Annotated in this window: 18 protein-coding genes and 1 pseudogene; 6 read left to right on the top strand and 13 right to left on the bottom strand. The window is 56.5% G+C overall.

Going from position 1 to position 22701, the window contains the following annotated elements; genetic code table 11:
- The first annotated feature begins 2 nt into the window (after window positions 1–2).
- Window positions 3–1856, top strand: a complete 1854-nt coding sequence (locus L995_RS21280) for a glycosyltransferase (RefSeq protein ID WP_047473537.1) — start codon at window positions 3–5, stop codon at window positions 1854–1856.
- Window position 1857: 1 nt separating this feature from the next.
- Here L995_RS21280 and L995_RS33945 read toward each other — a convergent pair whose 3' ends face one another.
- The 8 genes from L995_RS33945 to L995_RS21255 form a co-directional block, all read right to left on the bottom strand.
- Window positions 1858–3036: a glycosyltransferase family 4 protein gene (locus L995_RS33945; RefSeq protein WP_047473536.1), complete on the bottom strand. Its 1179-nt coding sequence runs from the start codon at window positions 3034–3036 to the stop codon at window positions 1858–1860.
- Window positions 3037–3097: 61 nt separating this feature from the next.
- Window positions 3098–4357, bottom strand: a complete 1260-nt coding sequence (locus tag L995_RS32215; protein WP_082001597.1) for a glycosyltransferase — start codon at window positions 4355–4357, stop codon at window positions 3098–3100.
- Window positions 4357–5472, bottom strand: coding sequence for a non-hydrolyzing UDP-N-acetylglucosamine 2-epimerase (wecB, locus tag L995_RS21270; protein ID WP_047473535.1), 1116 nt, complete (start codon window positions 5470–5472; stop codon window positions 4357–4359). Before wecB ends, L995_RS32215 begins: the two co-directional genes overlap by 1 nt.
- 2 nt (window positions 5473–5474) lie before the next feature.
- On the bottom strand, window positions 5475–8669 hold the full coding sequence (locus L995_RS33320; RefSeq protein WP_156136109.1) for a glycosyltransferase: 3195 nt from the start codon (window positions 8667–8669) through the stop codon (window positions 5475–5477).
- Window positions 8666–9997 (bottom strand): ABC transporter ATP-binding protein, encoded by a 1332-nt coding sequence (locus tag L995_RS32200; protein WP_082001596.1) that lies wholly within the window; start codon window positions 9995–9997, stop codon window positions 8666–8668. The genes L995_RS33320 and L995_RS32200 overlap by 4 nt, the downstream gene beginning before the upstream one ends.
- Window positions 9987–10805, bottom strand: a complete 819-nt coding sequence (locus L995_RS32195; RefSeq protein ID WP_082001595.1) for an ABC transporter permease — start codon at window positions 10803–10805, stop codon at window positions 9987–9989. The genes L995_RS32200 and L995_RS32195 overlap by 11 nt, the downstream gene beginning before the upstream one ends.
- Window positions 10806–10834: 29 nt before the next feature.
- A complete protein-coding gene (locus L995_RS21260) occupies window positions 10835–12268 on the bottom strand; it encodes a mannose-1-phosphate guanylyltransferase/mannose-6-phosphate isomerase (RefSeq protein ID WP_047473533.1) in 1434 nt (477 codons plus the stop codon).
- Window positions 12265–12633 carry a DUF2304 domain-containing protein gene (locus tag L995_RS21255; RefSeq protein ID WP_047473532.1) on the bottom strand — a complete coding sequence of 123 codons (369 nt, stop codon included), beginning with the start codon at window positions 12631–12633 and terminating at the stop codon, window positions 12265–12267. The genes L995_RS21260 and L995_RS21255 overlap by 4 nt, the downstream gene beginning before the upstream one ends.
- A 319-nt stretch (window positions 12634–12952) precedes the next feature.
- Here L995_RS21255 and L995_RS21250 point away from each other — a divergent pair, with 319 nt between their 5' ends.
- The 5 genes from L995_RS21250 to L995_RS21230 all read left to right on the top strand — a co-directional run bounded on the left by L995_RS21250 (window position 12953) and on the right by L995_RS21230 (window position 18510).
- The gene (locus tag L995_RS21250; RefSeq protein ID WP_047473530.1) at window positions 12953–13786 is read left to right on the top strand and encodes a cysteine hydrolase; all 834 of its coding nucleotides are present in this window, start codon (window positions 12953–12955) and stop codon (window positions 13784–13786) included.
- 55 nt (window positions 13787–13841) lie between these two features.
- On the top strand, window positions 13842–15041 hold the full coding sequence (pncB, locus tag L995_RS21245; protein ID WP_047473529.1) for a nicotinate phosphoribosyltransferase: 1200 nt from the start codon (window positions 13842–13844) through the stop codon (window positions 15039–15041).
- A gap of 39 nt (window positions 15042–15080) precedes the next feature.
- Entirely contained in the window at window positions 15081–16781 is a 1701-nt protein-coding gene (locus L995_RS21240; RefSeq protein ID WP_047473527.1) for an NAD+ synthase, read from the top strand.
- A 46-nt stretch (window positions 16782–16827) separates the two neighbouring features.
- Entirely contained in the window at window positions 16828–17946 is a 1119-nt protein-coding gene (locus L995_RS21235; protein ID WP_047473639.1) for a bifunctional nicotinamide-nucleotide adenylyltransferase/Nudix hydroxylase, read from the top strand.
- A 72-nt stretch (window positions 17947–18018) separates the two neighbouring features.
- A complete protein-coding gene (locus L995_RS21230) occupies window positions 18019–18510 on the top strand; it encodes a GNAT family N-acetyltransferase (RefSeq protein ID WP_034397032.1) in 492 nt (163 codons plus the stop codon).
- Between the two features lie 20 nt (window positions 18511–18530).
- On the opposite strand, the gene L995_RS21225 is transcribed toward L995_RS21230, so the two are convergent.
- The 5 genes and pseudogenes from L995_RS21225 to L995_RS21205 all read right to left on the bottom strand — a co-directional run.
- Window positions 18531–19469, bottom strand: a complete 939-nt coding sequence (locus L995_RS21225; protein ID WP_013800726.1) for a CysB family HTH-type transcriptional regulator — start codon at window positions 19467–19469, stop codon at window positions 18531–18533.
- Window positions 19470–19556: 87 nt separating this feature from the next.
- Window positions 19557–20045, bottom strand: a complete 489-nt coding sequence (locus L995_RS21220) for a VOC family protein (protein WP_012207409.1) — start codon at window positions 20043–20045, stop codon at window positions 19557–19559.
- Window positions 20046–20156: 111 nt separating this feature from the next.
- A complete protein-coding gene (locus L995_RS21215; protein WP_013800725.1) occupies window positions 20157–20822 on the bottom strand; it encodes a methionine ABC transporter permease in 666 nt (221 codons plus the stop codon).
- Complete coding sequence (locus L995_RS21210; RefSeq protein WP_047473524.1) at window positions 20800–21948, bottom strand: methionine ABC transporter ATP-binding protein; 1149 nt, start codon at window positions 21946–21948, stop codon at window positions 20800–20802. Before L995_RS21210 ends, L995_RS21215 begins: the two co-directional genes overlap by 23 nt.
- Before the next feature lie 13 nt (window positions 21949–21961).
- Window positions 21962–22687: pseudogene (locus L995_RS21205) on the bottom strand (MetQ/NlpA family ABC transporter substrate-binding protein); the annotation flags it as partial.
- Window positions 22688–22701 lie beyond the last annotated feature (14 nt).

Below are 22701 nucleotides of genomic sequence, written 5' to 3'. Positions count from 1 at the left end.
CCATGGCCCTGCGCATACTTCACGTCGGTAAATTCTTCCCTCCCTACCGGGGCGGCATGGAAGTCTTTCTGGCCGACCTGATACACGAGCAACGACGCCAGGGTGTCGATGCCCATGCCCTGGTCCATGGTGATCCGGAGCCAGATGATCCCGCCTGGCTGGAACGCGTGCCCGTTCAATTCAATCTGGTCTATGCCCCCATGGCCATGGGATTCCGGCGCGCACTGGGCCGCGCCATCGAACGCATTCAGCCCGACGTACTGCACCTGCATCTGCCCAACAACTCGGCGCTTTGGGCACTGACCCTGCCCATCGCGCGGCGCGTGCCCTGGGTCATCCACTGGCACTCCGATGTGGTGGTGTCCAACATCAAGTGGTCCGTGGCATTGGCCTACATGCTGTACCGGCCGTTCGAGCAGGCCTTGCTGGAACGCGCCCAACAGGTATTCGCAACGTCGCCACCCTATCTTGAGGCCAGCAATGCCCTGCGTACCTGGCGCAGCAAATGCGAGATCGTTCCGCTGGGCCTGAACCTCGAAACCATTCCCGCACCAGCACCGCTGCAGCACGGCCAAGGCTGGCGCCCCGACACCCGGCTGCGCCTGTTGTCCATCGGCCGATTGACCTACTACAAAGGCTTCGAGACCTTGATCCGAGCCGTCTCGGCCATGCCTGGCGTGGAGTTGCTGATTGCGGGAGAAGGCGAGCTGCGAGCATCCCTGCAAGAGCTGATACGCCAATGCACTCCAGAGGGCAGACAGGCCTGCGTGCGACTGGTGGGCTCGGTCTCGGACGAGGAAAAACATGCCTTGTTCGCAGGGTGCGACATCTTCTGCCTTGCCTCGCGCGAACGCACGGAAGCTTTCGGCATAGTATTGCTGGAGGCCATGCTGCACGGCAGGCCCTGCCTGGTCACCGACCTTCCCGGTTCGGGCATGCCCTGGGTGGTAGCCCACTCGCACGCCGGCCTGCATGTACCGTTTGAAGACATTGATGCCTGGCGCAGCAGCATTGCTCGCCTGCAGCACGACACGGCCCTCAGGCAACGACTGGGCCAATCGGGCCACAAGGCCTTGCATCGGTTTTTCAGCATCGGCCCTTGTGAACGCAGCGTGGCGCGCCACTACCGCAGCCTCGCGCCTGACACCCGCCCTGCAAGAGCGCGCGAGGACTTGTTGGTTGTCATTTCCACGCACAACAACGAGGCCGAGATTGCGCACCTGATACGCCGCGTGCATGCATTGGTAGAGGCCAGCGTGCTCGTCGTGGACAACCGCAGTACCGACGCCACCTGCCATGAAGCAGAGCAATGCGGCGCACGAGTGCTGCGCCCCTTGCTGGCCATGACGAACTGGGGCAGCCTGCAGACGGGCCTGCGCTACGCGCAGACACATGGATTCCAGACCGTCGTCACCATCGACGCCGAAGGTCGCTATGAGGTGGAGGAGCTGCCCACGTTGCTGGCACAACGCCAGCAGGCGGACATGGTCGTAGCCTACTTCGCCGAGCGCAACAGCCTGGTGCGCCGCATCGCGTGGCAGTGGTTTCGCTGGTTGACGGGGTTTGGACTGCGGGATTTTGTGTCCGGTTTCCGGTTGTACAACCGCCAAGCATTGGAGGTAGCAGCCTCTACGGAGGCCACAATGCTTGACTATCAAGACATCGGCACGCTGCTGCTTATGCGCAGGCAGGGACTACAAGTTACAGAGATCGCTCTGCCACTACATACTGCGAAAGTCAATCGATCGAAAATCTTCAGATCATGGGGCAATGCAGTGAGATATGTAGCTGTATCTTCATTACTGAGTATTGCACATGGCAGAGATAGGCGAAATCCACTTCAAACCTCCCGCTGATTTATCGAACCAATTGAGCTACTTTGGCATAGATTTCTATTGTTCGCTCGGAGCATTGATCCCAAGACATTTGACCAGATCGCACCAACCCTAAGGTTCGCGCCTGCCTTTGCCAATGCTCATCAGTCAGGCAGGTCTGAAGGCCATACGAGATTTCCTCCAGATTCAAGGGATTCACCAGCCTAGCGGCACCTCCGGCAATCTCTGGCATGCAGGAAACGTTGGATGTGAGCACAGGAGTTCCACTCGCCATTGCTTCTACAATAGGTAATCCAAAACCTTCATAAAGTGATGGATAGGCCATCAGCCGCGCCCCCGCATACAATGCCGGAAGCCAGCTTTGGTCGACATAGGATATATATTGCAACCAGCCTTGGGCTTGTGCTTTTGCAAGGCACAAGTGAATCGCACTAGAGTTCCAGCCATTTCCCCCGGCAATCACCAAAGGCCAATTGTGCCGCACCTCTTTGGGTAGCATTCCATATGCCTCAACAAGGCGTTGGATATTTTTCCGTGGCTCTATGGTACCGACAAATAGGCTATACCTCCCAGACTTAAGCCCCAAAGCATTAAGTACAGAGTCTAGCATCTCTGATGTATGAGGTCGGAAATCATTACCCGCCGCCAAATGTATAGCGGTCACTTGTTCTGGCGACATCAATCCATGAGCCAGCACTTCCTGGCGAACAGTCTCGGATACCGTAATTACATGATCTGTCCTCGCCAAACTTTCACCCAAAGCCATATTCATATATTCAACACGGGCCTGGGGATGAAAATTCGGATAAACGATATGAGAGAGATCGTGTATTGTGCTTACAGTCCTACCACTGAAATTCGGAACAATATAATTAGGTGAATGATATACACACCCGTCATTTCCACGCAGCCGCCATCCAAAAAGAGCAGGGGTGATCCTTTTGTATAAACGAACAGCCAATCTACTCCCCGCAACCCTATCCCGCAAAGCCGCTTTGGTCTTAGTTACGGATAATTTCAAAGGGGCGGTGGTTTCCAAAGCAGCCATGGGATCATCAACCCATCGCCCGGAAGAAAAATACCGCAATCTATCAATACGCTCATGACAACCCAGCCGCTTCGCCAGCTCATAGGTATATCGCCCGATACCAGTCAGTGGTGGGCGAAGCGCATCAGCGGCAAAAATTACATCAAGTCTCATAAGAGCATTATCTGACACCAGAATATATTAAAAATCTATTACCCTATCAGAGCGATCAGTGTCAATGCAATATTTCTTTCAACAGCTCCTTACAAGTACGAGCTCGATGACTCCAAGAATGAGCCTTAATAACATCCTCTTTTCTTCCATCAGTCAGTTGCTCTGGATTATCTGCCCATTGCCTATACATATCTCTTAGCACAGCCTCAATTTGTCTGCTGCAATTTTTCACAACAATCCCTGAACCTGTCTCTTCCAAAAGTTCGACACTTGGGTCAAAACCTTCAGCAGTCTTTATGTGTAGTATGGCCTTCTCAGCACCAAGATATTCATATATTTTTCCTGGAATCTGGTAGCTTTGGACATTTCCAATATTCACTAGTACATCTGCCTTTCTTTGCAACTCAAGGCACTCAAAATGACTTTTTTTCCCAGCAAACTCAACACCAAAAATCCCTTGAAACATGGGCTCAAATTCAGAATTATCCCCAGCAATGACAAAAGATATTTCTAGATCCTGCAATCCAACAAGTGCCTTTGCCAACTCTATCGGATTCCTGAAATCTCTGTAGAAATTTCCTGTAAACACCAGAAGAAAGCGTTGTTCACTTTCTTTAGTTTTCCGACCTACTCGCCTATACGAAAAACCTTGAGGCAATACTGATATTTTTCTCTCGACACTGGCACCATGACGACTTATCAACAAATCCAACACACTGCCAGCCGTTACCCAGATGGAAGAGGCTGAGTGAATAACCTTTCGCTCCACTTTCAGATCAATTCCGCGCCTCCATTTTGGCGAGTATGGGGTTAGCAATGGATCACCCATGTCAATAACCCAAGGAATTCCCAACTTACGAGCATAATTTCCAACAAAAATATCAACACCCGGCTCATGTGAGCTTATTACGGCATCGAATTTTTCATCCCTCAACAACTTCTTTATCTTTCGAAGTGCGAAAGGATACCATTCAGACCTTACATCCGGATAAAAAATAGCATTCAAAATCGATCGAACTATTCGATAAGCCTGAAATAGCCGAGATGGCTTTGACGCATTTCTGCCATTCTCAGCTTTACTATTTCTCCAGACATTTCCTGCCAATCTCTGGCTAAATCCGATAAAAGGCCCTGGCCAGACTCGATGGATAGTAATACGCGCATCCATATCCATGGGAAACGCGTTTTCTGTCGAAATATCTGGACATACGACATGGATGTCTACACCAATATCGGCCAGCTCATTGGATAAATAAAACCAACGCAATGCCTGGGCAGCCAATATTGGAGGAAACTCATATGCAATAAGCAATACTTTCACTAAGCTTGCTCTCTCAGAACGGCAACTATTCTTTCAGCGGCCTTTCCATCTCCGTATGGAGAAACACCTCGTGCCATTTTCTTGTATTCCGCTTCATCATCTAGCAAGCACTGCACTCTTTGAACAATATGCTCACTATCAGATCCCACCAATTCCACAACTCCTTCAGCAACTGCTTCAGGGCGTTCTGTTTCCTCGCGCAATACAAGTACAGGCTTGCCAAGTGCAGGAGCCTCTTCCTGAACGCCTCCGGAATCGGTCAAGATCAGGACTGATCTCTTCATTGCTGCAACAAAAGGTGCGTAATCCAAAGGCTCGCAAAGAAGGAAGTTGGGTTCTTGACTCAAAAACTCGTAAGCCACATTCTTTACATTTGGATTTGGGTGAACAGGATAAAGAAATTGAATCTCAGGATTCTTCCGAGCCAATTCCTTCAACGCACGACAAATACTCCTAAATGGTTCACCAAAATTTTCTCTACGATGTGAAGTAACAAGCACAAGACGTTTTTCAGGGTCTAACGGCAAATCTAGCTCAAATTTCTTTTCAGCAGTTGCTAACAGTGCATCTATGACCGTATTGCCGGTCACGATAATATCCTTATCCACAATCCCATCCCTAAGAAGATTCTTTCTTGATTCTTCTGTTGGAGCGAAATGCCAACGAGCAAGTTTTCCAGCAATTACACGATTTGCTTCCTCTGGGAAGGGGTTCTGCATATCCCATGTACGCAAACCAGCTTCAACATGACCAATCGGAACCCTATGATAAAAACAAGCCAAAGCCACAGTCATTACCGTAGTGGTATCCCCTTGAACTAATACAACGTCTGGCTTCTCTTCTTTAAGCACCGCATCCAACTCCAAGAGCAAACGTCCCGTAAGCTCTGTCAGTGCTTGATTTGGCCGCATTATGTTCAAATCAATATCAGGCTTCACTCCGAAAAAATCCAATACCTGATCCAGCATCTGGCGATGCTGCGCCGTAGCTAATACGCGGACCCGTGCCCATGGCTCTTTTTTAAGAGCAATGATGACCGGAGCCATCTTAATAGCTTCCGGGCGAGTTCCTACAACACAAAGAATATTCTTTTTTGAAGTATGAATATTAGACATTTTCACTCAGTGTAATCAATAAAAAAATCGCTGCGATGCTTCCATTTCTCTCTGAAATAGTCAGCATTTCTTTTAAAAAGATTTGCATAAGAATCAGAGCTAGCACTGGCATTGGTAGTTTGATGTGGTTGATGGCGAATACCCGTCAAGTCGCGATAACAGATATCCAGACCCAATTGTTTTATCTGAAGTGAAATATCTGTATCTTCAAAGCAAGTCGGGTCATAAGCGGTATCAAATCCCTGAGTAGAATTGATCACTGCCGTTCGCGTGAAAAAACCACCAGTACCCAAATATGCGATATCTGATCGATAGCCTTCACGAATGGCCTTCGCATTCATGGCACGATTAGGACAATAGTCCGTGATCATTCCACCAAAATCCGTTCGACCAGCATCGAACCAACCTGCAGCCCATCCAACAGCACCCACATTGGCATCACGACTCAGAATAGAGAGAGCCTCTTCAAAACAGCTTGATGAAGTAAACCATTGGTCGGAATCAAAGAAGGAGATATATTTTCCAGTAGCAGCTGCGATTCCTAAATTACGCCCGGATGCGCAACCATTCACGGGGTTCTGAATCACTCGTGCCAAAGGGAAATTTTCTTGGACAAATTCAGCTCCATTGTCAGTACTGCAATTATCTACAACAATCAATTCTTTTATATATACGGAGCAATGGTGCAACAAAGAGGCTAGCGTACGCTCAATGATTTTTCGATTGTTATGTATAAGAATTACAACACTAACTGAATTTCGAAAATTTGTTACTTCCGGCTTTGCAGTGATGACATCAAGCCGAGAAAACCATGAATTCTCCCAAATAAACTGATCACCATATTCCTTGATGCTACTGTTATCTCTATGTATGACCCTAGCGCAAGCCTGGGCAAAATCTTCTGGATTTTTCTCAATCATCAAGCCAGGGTATCCATTTATTTCTGGCAAATCAGTGGAGACGACAGGTTTACCGGCAAACAAATATTCAAAGACCTTAATGGGAGATACAGCATCAGAGATCTTCCCAGGGGAAAATGGAAGCAAGCAGAAATCCGAGTACGCCAAGTAGGCGGGCAAATCCTCAATGCGCTTAGAACCCAAAAGATAAATATTTTTTGGAAGATTCTCTCTTTGCGGGCGATCACCGATCAGCACGAAGTTAATACTAGGGTTTTTGCGTGCCGCCTCTTCAAGGAAATCCCAAGCAAACCACTCACCATAAAGCGAACCAAAATACAGGCCGATCCCCCCATTTCTCGGGAGATCATCAGGGCGTGTATAACTTTTATACTTATCGAAAATATACTCATTCGCAGCATTAGGTAGATATAAAGCATCGTCACGCCCCAAATTATTAAGGCGATGAACTAGAAGCTTTGCTGTACCAACCACAATTTGAGATTTTTTTACAATTTCGCAATAAACATCCCGATTAAACCAATCACCGCCAAGGCTTGTTTCCCAATCATCTATCAATTCAAATACGGTACGCATACCGCAAATGCTGAATTTATTCAGATACTCCAACGCAGCTTGGTGAGGCAACTCTACTAACAGAGTTGCATTACTTGAAATCTTTTTAAGCAGTGCGTCCGGAGAAATGGAGTCTATATGCACATGATTCAATCCATAAAGGGAGACATTAGAGTCAACATAATCATTGACTTCAAAATCAAACTTCTTATAGATATGTATATAGGTAACTCGCCGCCCAGTTTTCAAAGCACAGCGAGCCAGTTGTGCAGAGCGCTGCCCGCCACCGATATCATCAAAAGGCACCCCGGCAATGATAACTAAATCGTCATCCAAAAGAGCTTGATCTGCTATATATATACCTTTATGGTGCTGATTCGGATATTCCGAAAGAACTGGATGAGTCACCGTTGGCAAGGACACCTGCTGTAGATCAATCGGATGTATTGTTGGATTGATCTTATGCAATATATTGCGCCTGATGTGTGGCGGTAGCTTAAGAAAAACAGGCGTTCCTAGTCTACTTATGTGTGAATAAGTAGCGCGCAACGGCCGGGTGATCCGCCAAGAGGCAGATGTCCTGAAATTCTGTAGTTCTTTTTGCAGTTTCTCAATTTCTGCATTACGCGAAACAAGGATGTTTTGCAATTCGGCATTGGCTTGATGCATCTCCTCTGCAACCAAGGCAGCAGAGTTTAGCTCAATCTCATGATTCTCGATTTTTTTCAGATTTCTTTCAGATTGTCTTGAATGTTCAGCAATGGAATTTTCAAGTATTTCGACCTTAGCTTGTGCGCTTTTACTGGCATGGATCGCATCCGTTAACCGCCGCTCAAGTTCAGCTTCTGCCCCTTGCCTGGTGTTGATGACATCAGCTAACCGTTTCTCCAATCCAGCTTGTGCTTCTTGACTTGTGTGGATGACATCAGCTAACCGCTTTTCAAATTCAGCTTGTGCGCTTTGGCTATTGTCCTTAAGACCTTTTAGGCGCTGGTTCAGTTCAGCAATTTCCTCATGTTGGCGATGCAATTCATGGCTCTGACTATTTATATTATTTTTATCTATAAAAACATCGTTTAACGTCAGTTTCTGCTCAGCAATCCATTGATCTTTGCCATAAATCAAGAGTATTTGCTCCCCTGCCCAAAATTTATGTGGTCCAGAAACCTTACTCCACACTAAAGAAAAACCGTTATCCAGTTTAGTAGGAATATTTTTCGCAAGAAAAGTAAACTCGTGCTCATCAATCCTCTGGAACTCTTGATAAGGCAGTAGCAGCACTATGGCTTTTCTAGCATGCTCAGTTATGCGTCGCAATACTTCATATGGATTAGAAAAATGCTCCAGTGTGTTCGATGAGAAAACGATATCATACTCATCTAAAGTATCTTGAATCGGGTTGAGCCAATTCTGGCATTTGAAATTTATGGCAGGATATCTCTTAGATGCCTGTTCTATCGCGGGAGCAGAAAAATCCACCCCGCAAATATTTGCGACTGGCATTTGACTAGCCCACACATCCGTACCATCTCCTTGCGCGCAACCCCAATCCACTAATGTCAGAGCATCTCGCTGCAGGGCTCGAAAAATCCACTCAGGTAATTGATTCACAGCAAGCCAAGAAAATTCTCTTGATTGAGCAGGACCACTCATTTTTTCCCAGTCAGTGACAAAACGCATATCCCAGTAGGGTTGAGAATTGATTTTTTTATCGGTAGTCATGGCACTAGCTGAATGGATGATTGTGTGACAGAAGGCTGGAATACGCCAAACAGGCGATGCTCCGATTCGGAGGCAAAATACTGAACTCCCTCTATATATTCATAGTAGTGGATATCTTTATTTTTTCTATTCTCCACAGCTACAACCAAAAGATATTTTCCCGCTGTAAGATAGTTAGTAAAGCCAAAAGATACTTTAAAGCACTCTCCCTTTGAGAAATCAAGCTTGGTGAAATCATGCGTAGTCGACACGATAAGATCTGTTCCTTTCAGATCCTTGATAGAAAATGCCAAGCTGATATTCTCTTTAGGCAAATGAGAAGGCAGTGCCACTTCTATAACAACTTTAAGTGACTCGCCCCAAGCATATACATTTTTCCTGACTTGACTTGCATCCAAAAGCTCTGCGACTTTAACAATACCAACCTCAGAACCCCAATGGTTGATTGGCTTGAGAGAATCATCTTTAGTATTTTCCAATGCTGGACAATCTATTCGATCCGACAAGGCAGGCATACTTGTAGAAACATCTTCATCCTGCATTCTTTTTTGTTCTTCAACCACCTCATCGCGAAACATATACGCCATATATTGGCCAGTAACGGGAAAAACATCTCCATCATCAATCAGTTTACCTTGATTAATCCAAATAGCTCGCTGACACAAGGTTCGAACAGATCCAACATCGTGGCTTACGAATAAGATAGATGTACCTTGTGCTTGTATATCCTTTATCCGACGCATACATTTAGCAATGAAGCGAGCATCCCCGACAGCCAGTGCCTCGTCAACAATCAAGATTTCCGGATCCACATGGATAGCAACAGCGAACGCTAAGCGTGCGTACATGCCGCTGGAATAGGTTTTAACTGGTTGCTCAAGGAAATCCCCTAGTTCGGAAAATTCCAGAACATCTTGCATTCGTGATTGCATAGCCTCACGAGGAATACCTAAAATTGCCGCATTGAGATATGCATTCTCGCGTCCAGTGAATTCAGGGTTAAATCCAGCACCCAATTCTAACAGCGCAGCAATACGGCCATGAACTTTGACACGACCACTAGTTGGCTTTAATGTGCCGCAAATAAGTTGTAGTAACGTAGATTTGCCACTGCCATTTTGCCCAATAATACCAACCGTTTCCCCTTTGCCAATCTTAAAAGAAACATCTTTCAATGCCCAGAACTCACGATAATATTTTTTTTTCGAGCTTTGACTAATAGCCCCCACTCCCTGAGTGGCATATTGCTTCAGACGGTCAAGCGGCTTTTTGTAAATCTCGTAGCACTTACTTATATTTTCGACTTCAATGATAGATTTAAAGGACATCAGAGAACCCCCCCTTGGTTTTTTGAAACCAAGCAAACCCTATCCAAAAGACAGATGCTGACACGACAGCTTGCTGAAACCATGCCTTCCAATTAATAGACTTCCCCCACAGCATCACGTCGCGAGCAGTTTCTATTGAAAAGGTCAGCGGATTAATCTCTAGCAATTTTCTGTACTCAACGGGAATTGAAGTCGTCGAATAGAAAATAGGAGATAGAAACATAAGTATTGTGATTATGATTGCAACAAACTGTGGCGTATCTCGAATGTAAACACCTAATGATGCAAGAATCCACGAGATCCCCAAAGTGAGTAATATCAATGGCAAAAGAGTAATTGGCAACAAAAAAATACTTGCATGCGGAACGCCAAAGAAAATAATATAAAATATTATCCAAACAAAAGTACTCACCATAAATTGAAAAAAGGCCGAAGCCAATGCAATATACGGCAATATCTCAATGGGAAAAATTATTTTCTTAACATAGTTAATATTACCAATAATTAGCACTGGTGCACGACTGATCACTTCCGAAAATAATCCAAATATTATTAATCCTGCAAATAAAACCAATGCAAACTCTGTTCTCGACCCATTACCACCCGACCATTTAGACTGAAATATTATACTAAACACAAAGGTATAAACAGCCAGCATCAACAATGGATTTAAAAAAGACCAAAGCAATCCAGCAATCGACCCTTTATAACGGCTTACAATTTCTCGCTTAGCCAAATCCGCAATAAGCCCTCTGTATTTAAAAAATATTATTATAGGAGCAAATATATTTACACTGTCTAAAGCCATATATTGATGAATTGATTTTTTTTAAAAAACTAGTATTCGCTCTGAATGCGAACAATATCGTCTTCGCCCAAATACGCGCCCGACTGTACTTCGATGATTTCAAGCGGTAGTTTTCCTGGATTTGACAAAAGGTGAACATGTCCGACAGGGATGAAAGTGGATTCGTTTTCCCCAAGCAGGAAAGTTCTATCGCCATTAGTCACTTCTGCAGTTCCTTTCACTACGATCCAATGCTCAGCCCGGTGATAATGCATCTGAAGACTAAGCTTGGATCCCGGATTGACAACGATACGCTTGACTTGGAAGCGGTCACCGCGATCTATGCTGTCGTACCAACCCCAGGGGCGATGCACCTTACGATGCGAGGCTGCCAACTGCCGATTTTGCGCCTTCAATTCGGTGACGATCTTTTTTACATCCTGACTCCTGCTCTTGTCAGCCACTAGGACGGCGTCTGGAGTTTCCACGATGATTAGGTTGTCTACTCCAACGGTAGTCACTAGGCAACTCTCCGAGAAGAGAAGGCTGTTTTGAGTGTCAATAGCCAGCGTGTGGCCCACGTGGGCGTTGCCACATGAATCTCGTGGCAACACGTCCCACAGAGAGTCCCAAGCCCCTAGGTCCGACCAGCCCGCGTCCAGCGGCACTACCGATGCAGGTATTCCCAGATCTTTGTTACCTGGCAAATGCTCCATTACTGCGTAGTCGATCGAGTTTGAAGGGCATCCAGCGAAGAGCTCGCCATGGGGACGGATGAAGTCCATATCTTGGCTGCTTTGAATTATCGAGGCTCGACAAGCGTGCAGAATCTGCGGTTGCAGCTCTGCGATAGCCTTAAGCCACACGTCTGCTCGCACCATAAAAAGACCGCTGTTCCAGAGATAATTGCCGCTTCTCACATAGCTTTCTGCCAGTTCCTGACTCGGCTTCTCAGTAAAGCTGCTTATCGCGAATGCACCGCAATCGATAGCTTCAGCCTTCTCTATGTAGCCAAAACCAGTCTCGGGACGGCTGGGCACAATGCCAAACGTCACCATAGAGCCTTCCTTTGCAAGTTGCCAAGCCACAGACACGGCATCGTGAAAGTCCGAAAGCTTGGTCATGACATGATCTGCAGGCATGGCCAGCATGACGGTGCCGGGCTCTGCAATCAGGGCCGCCAGGGTCAAAGCCGGAGCCGTGTTTCGACCAACAGGCTCCAACACCAGCCTGGCGCCCTCTATTCCAGTCTCCTGCAGTTGTTGCGCGGCCAAAAAACGGTGCTCGTTATTGCAGATCACGACGGGAGCAGCCTTCGGTATATGTTCGGCCATACCGTCTAAGCGCTCGACAGTTTTCTGCAACATGGAGATACCGTCCCCGTGAAGCGCCAAAAATTGCTTTGGGTAGCTCTCACGGGAAAGCGGCCACAGGCGGGTTCCAGAGCCGCCGCAAAAGATGACGGGAAGCAAGGGGGTGCTCATGACGGGGTCTTGTTAGAAAGAGGCAGACGCAAATCCTCAGCATCCGCCTCCAGCATCGCCAACCGCTGATTCAACCGCCGCACATCACGCTCGATGCGGGTGTTGACCATGTCGGCATGCAAGGCCTTGATGAGCAGGACGATGCTGGCCAGCAGCAGCAGCATGGCCGGTGGATAGCTGATGCCCAGCACCGCTGCCAGGCGGTTGATCATCCCGGGCCAGACGCCCAGCACGACGGCGGCAACGGCAACGACCACCCAGAACAGGCCGTGCATGAGGTAGAGATGGTCGCGCCGGATCAGGTACAGAATCAGCGCGGCCAACCCTACACCCATGAAAGTCGTTGTTACCTGAAGGGATGCCATATTGATAATCAAAAGCTACCGAATGAACCCATTCGGTTGATGCAGGGCACGCCTGAAAACAGCGCAATGGCGGTCTGAAACAGGCCAAGCCGCCAACGAAATACGTAAAACCTCCCATTGTAGGTTCCGCATCATGTTCCGAAGTCGCTTCCCCCTCTCGTTTCGCCCTGGCCTTGACAGGGATGTGGCGCCGTATTTCACAGCCCCTGCAGAAGCGGAAGGATCAAGCCTTGGTGACAGGCGACGCTCCTGCAGCACTACACTGAAGCATTGACCTGATGCACCGACCACGCACTGTTGCTTGCGTGCACCTTCATATATGCCATCTTCCACCACCCAGCTCCTGGTCATAGACCCCCAGAACGACTTCTGCGATCTGCCTGAGGACTGGTGTCCTGGCCGGCAACGTCCCAGCCTTCCCGTGGCGGGCGCTCATGCCGACATGCAGCGGCTTGCCGGTTGGATACGGCGCGAGGGGGCGAAGGTGGACGCCATCACGGTGACGCTGGACTCGCACCAGCGCTACGACATCGCCCATCCGGCTTTCTGGCAACAGGGCAATGGCGACGACAGCGGCGATGTGGTGCCGTTCACCGCGATCACGGCGGCGCAGGTGCGGGCGGGGGTGTTCCGGCCGCGCAACGCCGAGGCGCTGCAGCGCAGCCTGGAATATCTGGATGCACTCGAAGCCAACAGCCGCTACATGCTGATGGTCTGGCCCGTGCACTGCGAAGTGGGCAGCTGGGGCCACGGTATCCATGCCGATGTGCTGGCGGCCTGCGGCGACTGGCAGCAGCAGCGCCAGCGCGCCGTGTACAACGTTTTCAAGGGGCTCAATCCCTGGACCGAGCACTACAGCGCGCTGCTGGCCGAGGTCCCCGACCCGGCCGATCCGGCGACCTTGCTGAATACGGCCTTGCTGGAGCGGCTGGCCCAGGCAGACATGCTGGTGGTCGCGGGCGAGGCGAGCAGTCACTGCGTGCGCTCCACGGTCGAGCATCTGGTCGAGCACCTTCCCCATCCTGAGCGCATCGTGCTGATGCACGACGCCATGAGCCCGGTGCCGGGCTTCGAGTCCGCGCACCATGATTTCCTTGCAGCCATGCAGGCCCGCGGATTGCGGCTGGCCTCCAGCCAAGAACTCCACCTGTAGGGGCGGACCGCCTTCACGCGCGTAGCCCCCTTTCCTGTTTCCCCAGCATCGCACCATGGCTCCCATCATCACCAGCCTGCTCGACACCGATCTCTACAAATTCACGATGTGGCAGGCCATGCTGCACCGCAATCCCCAGACCGAGGCCGAATACGAATTCGTCTGCCGCACGAAGACCGCCTTCCCGCTGGCCGAGCTGCTGCCCGAGGTGGAGCGCGAGCTGGACGCGCTGTGCGCGCTGCGCTTCACGCCCGAAGACCTGGCCTACCTGGGCGGGCTGCGCTTCATGAAGAGCGACTTCATCGACTTTCTGCGCATCTTCCAGTTCCAGCGCGCCTTCATCCGTGCCTGGGCCGATGGCGACACCCTGCACATCGAGGCCAAGGGCCCCCAGGTCCATGTGATGGGCTTCGAGATCTATGTGCTGGCCATCGTCAACGAGCTGTATTTCCGGCGCTTCGACGCCGAGGCGGCGCTGGCCGAAGGCCGCAGGCGCCTGGCCGGCAAGATCGAGCGCCTGCGCCACCTGGCCTGCGAGGCCAGGCTGCGCAACCCGTTCGAGCTGTTCGACTTCGGCGTGCGCCGGCGCTTCTCGGGCGCCTGGCAGCGCGAGGTGGTCCAGGCCTTTGCCACGCAGACGGCGCAGTGGTTCAAGGGCACGTCCAACGTGCTGCTGGCGCGCGACTTCGGCATCGTGCCCATAGGCACCATGGCCCATGAGTACCTGCAGAGCTACCAGGCCCAGGGCGTGCGCCTGCGCGACTTCCAGATCGCCGCGCTGGAGGCCTGGGTGCAGGAGTACCGGGGCGACCTGGGCGTGGCCCTGACCGACACCGTGGGCATGGATGCCTTCCTGGCCGATTTCGACATGTACTTCGCCAAGCTCTTCGACGGGCTGCGGCACGACTCGGGCGACCCGTATGCCTGGGGCGAGAAGGCCATCGCCCACTACCAGAAGCTGCGCATAGACCCGCAGGCCAAGCGCCTGGTGTTCTCCGACGGGCTGGACCTGGACACGGCCCTGGCCCTGTACCAGCGCTTTGCCGACCGCATACAGCTGGGCTTCGGCATCGGCACGCGGCTGACCAACGACATGGGGCTGGAGACCATCAACATCGTGATGAAGCTCACCCATGCCAACGGCCAGCCCGTGGCCAAGATCTCGGACTCGCCGGGCAAGACGCTGTGCAACGACGAAACCTATCTGGCCTATCTGCGCCAGGTCTTCGGCCTGGCCCAGCCTGTCGCCGTCTGACACCGCCTGACACCGCCTGACACCGCCAAGGCTCCATTCATGCTGCGCATCACCATTGCCCAACTCAACCCCACCGTCGGCGACATCGCCGGCAACGTGGCCCGCATGGCCGAGGCCGCTGCCCGCGCCGCGCACGAGCGGGCCGACCTGCTGGTCTTTCCCGAGCTGTCGCTGTGCGGCTACTACCCTGGCGACCTGCTGGACGAGCCCGCCTTTCGCGAGCGCCTGGAGCAAGGCTTGCAGCAGCTGCTGCAGGCCACGCGCCAGTGGCCGCAATTGCACTGGGTCATCGGCGCGCCCACGCGCGCCAGCGGGCCCGGCAAGCCGCTGCACAACAGCCTGCTGGTGCTCAAGGACGGCGCCGTGCGCCTGCGCTACGACAAGCAGCTGCTGCCCACCTACAACATCTTCGACGAGCGCCGCCACTTCGAGCCCGGCCCCGACGCGGCCAAGGTGCTGCGCATAGGCCAGGCCCAGGTGGGCTTTCTGGTGTGCGAGGACGGCTGGAACGACGCCGGTGCCGACTACGCCACCAACCCTTTCGCGCGCATGGCCGACGCCGCGCCCGACCTGGTGGTCAGCATCAACGCCAGCCCCAGCCACCTGGGCAAGCGCGAGCAGCGCCACGAGATCTTCGGCCAGGCGGCCACGCGCCACGGCCTGCCCATCCTCTACGTGAACCAGATCGGCGGCCAGGACCAGATCGTGTTCGATGGCGCCTCGTTCGCGGTGGAGCCCGGGCGCGGCGTGGTCTTCGAGGCCGAGCGCTTCGTGGAGGACCTGCGCACGCTGCAGTTCGACGACGGGCGCTTCCTCGACGCGGCCGGCCAGCCCTGCATGAGCGTGACGGCCGAAGGCCTGCCCACCATGGAGTTCTACCGCCGCCAGATCGTGCTGGGCCTGCGCGACTATGCGCGCCGCTGCGGCTTCACGCGCGCCGTCGTCGGCAGCTCGGGCGGCATAGACAGCGCGCTGACCCTGGCCCTGGCCGCCGAGGCCCTGGGCGCGGACAACGTGGTGGCCGTCACCATGCCCTCGCGCTTTTCGTCGAGCGGCTCGGTCGATGACTCGGTGATCCTGTGCCGCAACCTGGGCATCACGCTGCATGAGCACCCGATACGCGAGCTGGTTGACGGCTATGCGCGCCAGTTCGAGGCCAGCTTCGGCCAGCCGCTGCGAGGCCTGCCGCTGGAGAACCTGCAGGCACGCATCCGCGGCACCACGCTGATGGAGTACTCCAACGCCTTCGGCCACCTGCTGCTGACCACGGGCAACAAGTCCGAGATCTCGGTGGGCTACTGCACGCTGTATGGCGACACCAACGGCGGCCTGGGCCTGCTGGGCGATCTGTACAAGACCGAGGTCTTCGAGCTGTCGCGCCACATCAACCACAGTGCGGGCCGAGAGCTGATTCCCCAGGCCATCATCGACAAGCCGCCCTCGGCCGAGCTGGCGCCCGACCAGAAGGACGAGGACAGCCTGCCGCCCTATGCGGTGCTGGACGAAATCCTCAAATACGCCATCGAAGGCCGGCACCTGTCCACCGCCGAATACGGCACGGCCGAGCGCTTTGTGACCCAGCTGCTGGGCCAACCCGGCGGTGCCGAGCTGGTTGACCGCGTCAAGCGCATGATCTTCCGCAGCGAGTACAAGCGCCGGCAGGCCCCGCCCATACTGCGCGTGCGCCCGCGCGCCTTCGGCACGGGCCGCCAGATGCCCATTGCCGCCCACTACGAATGAAGCCAGAGTGAAGCCACCGAGCCTGTTTATGCAAGAGACTGCCGCCATGGACGCCCCCACCGAAACCCCGGCCACCAGCGAGCGCGTGCACACCGCCGTGCTGATCGGGCGCTTCCAGCCGCTGCACAACGGCCACATGGCCCTGCTGCGCGCGGCGCTGGAGCGTGCCGAGCAGATCGTCGTCGTGCTGGGCAGCGCCTGGCAGGCGCCCAATCCCAAGAATCCCTTCAGCTGGCAGGAACGCGCGCAGATGCTGCGCGAGGCGCTGCCGCCCGCGGACGCGGCCCGCCTGCACTGCGTGCCCGTGCGCGACTATTACAACGAACCGCTGTGGGTACAGGCCGTGCAGCAGGCCGTGCAGTCCTGCGTGCCCGAAGGCGCCAGCGTGGCCCTGGTCGGCCATTTCAAGGACGCGACCAGCGGCTACCTGGCGCGCTTTCCGCGCTGGCAACTGATCAGCCTGCCGCGCCTGGGCCAGTTCGACGCCACGCCGCTGCGCGACATCTACTTCGGCGAATCCGGCGTGGACTTCGAGGCCCTGGCCGCCCAGGTGCCGCCCGCCACCCTGCAGTTCCTGCGCCAATGGGCCACCACGCCCGTCCATGCGCAGATGTGCGAGGAATGGCGCATGCTGGCCCGGTACCGCCAGGCCTGGGCTGCGGCGCCCTACCCGCCCGTCTTCGTGACCGTGGACGCACTGCTGCGCTGCCGCGTGCCGCACGAAGGCGCGCAACAGGACCACATCCTGCTGATACGCCGCGCCCATGCCCCGGGCCTGGGCCTGTGGGCGCTGCCGGGCGGCTTCCTGGAGCCGCGCGACACGCTGTGGCAGTCCTGCCTGCGCGAGCTGCGCGAGGAGACCTGCTCCACGCTCAGCGAGGCCGACCTGCAGGCGGCCCTGCAGTCCGTGCAGGTCTTCGACCATCCCGACCGCAGCCTGCGCGGACGCACCATCACCCATGTGCACTATCTGGACCTGGGCGTGCTGCCCTCGCTGCCGCCCGTGCAGGGCGACGACGATGCGGCACTGGCGCGCTGGGTGGCCGTCTGCGACCTGCCCGCCATGGAAAGCGCGTTCTTCGAGGACCATTTCCAGATCCTGCGCCAGTTCCTGCCCCTTCCGGTGCAACAGCCCCTGGCGGACACGGCCGTGAAAATCGGCTAAAACCGGAGATTGCGGCGCCATCTTGCGTCGCAATACCGTTTTTCCGGGCTCCCCGTGTCCCCCCGCGTTTGAATGACTACCACCCTACAGATCCGACCCGCCACCCCCGATGACGCCGAGCTCATCGTCCGCTTCGTGCGCGAACTCGCCGTCTATGAAAAAGCCGAGCATGAAGTCCTGGCCACGCCAGAGCATGTGAAGCGCACCCTGTTTGCCGACAACCCCGCCGTCTTTGGCCTGATCTGCCTGCATGGCGACCAGCCCGTGGGCTTTGCGGTCTACTTCTTCAACTACTCGACCTGGCAGGGCCGCCACGGCCTGTACCTCGAAGACCTCTACGTCACGCCCGAGGCGCGCGGCCTGGGCGCGGGCACGGCGCTGCTGCGCCGCCTGGCGCAGATCGCCGTCGAGAAGGACTGCGGCCGCTTCGAGTGGAGCGTGCTCGACTGGAACCTGCCCTCCATCGAGTTCTACGACCGCCTGGGCGCCCTGCCCCAGACCGAGTGGATCCGCTACCGCGTGACGGGCGACACCCTGCTGGAGATGGCGCGCGAGCCGGCCTGAGGCCGGCCCCCTTCGTCTGCCTACTCGGGCTCCACGCCCTGGCGCACGGCCTGCTCGACCACCTCGCGCGTCAGCGTGGGCACGAAGGTCTCGATGAAGGCATAGGCATAGCCGCGCAGCCAGGCGCCCTTGCGCAGGCCCAGCCGCGTGGTGTTGACCTCGAACAGGTGGCCGGCGTCCAGCGTGCGCAGGCCCTGGTCGCGCTCGGCATCCAGCGCCACCGAGGCGACGATGCCCACGCCCATGTCCAGCTCCACATAGGTCTTGATCACGTCGGCGTCCATGGCCGTGAGCACCACGTCGGGCTCCAGGCCCTCGCGCGCAAAGGCCTCGTCGATGTGGGCGCGGCCCGTATAGCCCTGCTCGTAGGTGATGATGGGAAAGCGCGACAGCGCCTCCAGCGTCAGCGCCTGCTGCGACTGCAGCAGCGGGTGGCCGGGCGGCACGACCACGCCGTGCGTCCAGCGGTAGCAGGGCAGCGCGACCAGGCCTTCATAGCCGGCCAGCGCCTCGGTGGCCACGCCGATGTCGGCCTCGCCGCTGCGCAGCATCTGCGCCACCTGCTCGGGCGAGCCCTGGTGCAGGTGCAGGCGCACCTGCGGATAGCGCTGGCGGAAGTCGCGCACCACATGGGGCAGCGCATAACGGGCCTGCGAGTGGGTGGCGGCAATCGACAGCCGCCCCTGCTCGCTGGCGCTGAAGTCGGCGCCCACGCGGCGCAGGTTGTCGGCCTCCAGCATCAGGCGCTCGACGATGGGCAGCAGCGCCTCGCCGGGCGGCGTCAGCCCGGTCAGCCGCTTGCCTGCGCGGATGAAGATCTCCACGCCCAGCTCTTCCTCCAGCTCGCGGATCTGACGGCTCACGCCAGGCTGGGAGGTGTGCAGCGTGTGGGCCACCTCGGTCAGGCTGTAGCCGCGGCGCACGGTTTCGCGCACATAGCGCAGTTGCTGGAAGTTCATGGGCAAGGCTCCGCCCGGGGCCGGTGCGGCCCGGGCCTGTGGAAGGCAAAAGCAGAAAGGGAAGAGAGAGGGGGACGGCGAGAGGCTTCAGGCCGAACAGGCCACGGCCGGCTCATCCGGAGCATCGGCCGCTGCCTCGCGGGGCAGCTCCAGCAGCTCGATCAGATTGCCTGCGGGGTCTCGCGCATAGCAGCGCCGGCCCTCGCTCACGGGCGCCACCTCCAGCGCCAGGCCGCCGTGCACCAGCAACTGCTGGCGCAGCGCATCCACGTCGCTGACCGTCAGCGCCAGGTGCACCAGGTTGCCCGCCGCGCGCTCGGTGCCGCCGGACTGCCCCTTGTAGGGCACGAGATCGATGCGCTGCCCGCCGGCCAGAAAGCTCAGGCCCGGACGCCCGGCAACGGTCAGGGCAGACAGGCCCAGCACTTCGCCATAAAAGCGCTCCATGGCCGCCTGGGCGCGCGCCGGAAAGGACAGCTGGACATGGTGGACGCCACAGACGATGGCCACGCCAGGCTTCATGGCAGTGCGGCCGGCAAGAGGGGAAGGCCAGGCGGGGCGTGTGGTGTGGGTCATCGAAGCATCTCGGAAAAGAATCAGCAGCCCGAATGCTGCTGCAGGCCATTGTCGAGACAAGTCGAAAAAACCAAAAATAATAAAAATTCAGTCTATTATTTCCAAATCATCTCAAGAGATCGAACGCCGGTGGTCGGCACGGCGTGCCAGCCATTCGCCGCCGAACTGCAGTACCGACACCAGGGCCACCAGGATGACGATGACCTCGAACATCACGCGCGTCTCATAGCGCTCGTAGCCGTAGCGGATGGCCAGGTCGCCCAGGCCGCCCGCCCCCACGGCGCCCGCCATGGCCGAGGCATTGACCATGGCGATCACACTCACGGTCATGCCGCCGATCAGGCCCGGCAGCGCCTCGGGCAGCAGCACCTGGCGCACGATCTGCGGGCGGCGCAGGCCCATGGCGCGCGCCGCCTCCACCAGGCCGCCGTCCACTTCGCCCAGGCTCACCTGGGCGATGCGCGCAAAGAACGGAATCAGGTTGGCCGACAGCGGCACCACCGCCGCCCAGGTGCCCAGCGTGGTGCCCACGATGGCGCGCGTCACCGGCAGCAGGGCCACCAGCAGGATGATGAAGGGAATGGCCCGGCCGATGTTCACCGCCGCCGACAGCCCCCGGTACAGCCGCGGCCTGGCATAGAGCCCGCCCGGCGCCGTGGTGTGCAGCACGATGGCCAGCGCCAGCCCGGCAACGATGGCGATCAGCGAGGACGCGCCCGCCATCAGCAGGGTTTCCAGAAAGGCCTGCAGGTATTTATCGAGCGGGGGCAGGGACATGGCCAAGCAGTTGCAGTGAATCGGCGCCCAGCGCCTGTTGAAGGGAAGACAGCGCGGCCGGCGAGAGCGGGGAGAGCGACGAGGGCAGATCCTGCACCGGCACGCCCACCAGCAGGCGGCCCTGCGAACGCCCGCGCATGCAGTCCAGGCCACCCTGCAACAAACGGGCACGCGGGCCCAGCACCTGAAGCTGCGCCAGCGGCAGGCCCTGCTGGCTGCCGCCGTCGGCCCATCCGATGGCCAGCACGGCGACGGCCTCCGGGCCATCGGCCGCTGCCACCAGTTCCAGGTCCGCCGCCAAGGCCTGCCGCAGCGGCCGCAGCAGCGCACGCGCTGCTTCCGAGCGCGGTGCCGCAAACAGCTGCCAGACCTCGCCGATCTCCTGCAGCCGGCCCTGGTCCAGCACCAGCACGCGGTCGCAGACCTCGCGGATCACGGCCATGTCGTGCGTGATGAGCACGATGGTCAGCCGCAGCTTGCGGTTGATCTCGCGCAGCAGCTCCAGGATGGACTGCGTGGTTTCGGGGTCCAGGGCCGAGGTGGCCTCGTCGCACAGCAGGATTTCGGGCTCGTGCACCAGCGCGCGCGCAATGCCCACGCGCTGCTTTTGCCCGCCCGAGAGCTGGGCCGGATAGGCGCCGCTCTTGTCCGCCAGCCCCACCAGGGCCAGCAGCTCGTCCACCCGTGCGCGCACGAGCGCGGGCCGCCAGCCTGCGGCCTGCAGCGGCAGGGCCACGTTCTCGTACACCGTGCGCGAGGACAGGAGGTTGAAGTGCTGGAAGATCATGCCGATGCGCCGGCGCAGCGCCACCAGCGCGTCCTCGTCCAGCGTGGCGACATCGGTGCCGTCCACCAGCACGCGGCCGCTGCTGGGCCGCTCCAGCGCATTGATGGTGCGCAGCAGCGTGGATTTGCCGGCGCCGCTGCGGCCGATGATGCCGAACACCTCGGCACGCGCCACCTCGAAGCTCAGCGCCTGCAGTGCGTGCACGGGCTCGCCCGCGCTCCTTCCCGCGCCCCTGCCCGTTCCCGGGTAGTGCTTGCGCACGCCCTCGAAGACGATGTGCGGCCGCTGCAGCGCATCGATTGCATGGGGCTCGCCGGCCGCCGCCTGTTCCACCTTCATTGCCTTACACGCCTCAGAAGGCCGGCAGCACCGAGCCCTGGTACCTGCTCACGATGAACTGGCGCACGGGCTCGGACTGGTAGGCGCGCAGCAGGGCCGCGACCCAGGGTGCAGCGCGGTCGCGCTCGTGCACGGCAATGATGTTCACGTAGGGATTGCGCTCGCGCCTTTCGACGGCAATGCCATCGCGCGTGGCGATCAGCCCCGCCTGGTAGGCAAAGCTGTTGACGATGGCCGAGGCATCGAGATCGTCCAGCGAGCGCGCCAGCACCACCGAGGCCGCCTCCACCAGCTGCACCTTCTTCTGGTAGCTGGCGATGTCGGCCAGGCCCGCCGTGCCCTTGAAGGGGTCGAAGCCCTCGCGCAGCTTCAGGATGCCCTGGTCCTGCAGCACCACCAGCGCGCGCGTCTGGTTGCTGGGATCGTTGGGAATGCCCAGGCGCGCGCCAGCGGGCAGGTCGGCCAGGCGTTTGTGCTTTTTCGAATAGAAGGCGATGGGCGAGATGTAGGTGTCGCCCGCCGCCACCAGCCGGTAGCCGCGCTGCTGGTTCTGGTCGCGCAGGAACGGCACATGCTGGAAGGAGTTGGCCTCGATGTCGCCGTTGTTCAGCGCCTCGTTGGGGCTGGCCGCGCCGCTGATGACCACGGGCTTGACCTGCAGACCCTGCTCGCGTGCCACGCGGGTCACCACTTCCCAGATTTCCTCGTCCACGCCGCCGCGCACGCCCACGCGCAGCGGGCCGGCCTACGCGG

The sequence above is a fragment of the Delftia sp. ZNC0008 genome, assembly GCF_000799035.1.
Classification (GTDB): Bacteria; Pseudomonadota; Gammaproteobacteria; order Burkholderiales; family Burkholderiaceae_C; genus Comamonas; species Comamonas tsuruhatensis.
This window is presented reverse-complemented; position numbering and strand designations above follow the sequence as displayed.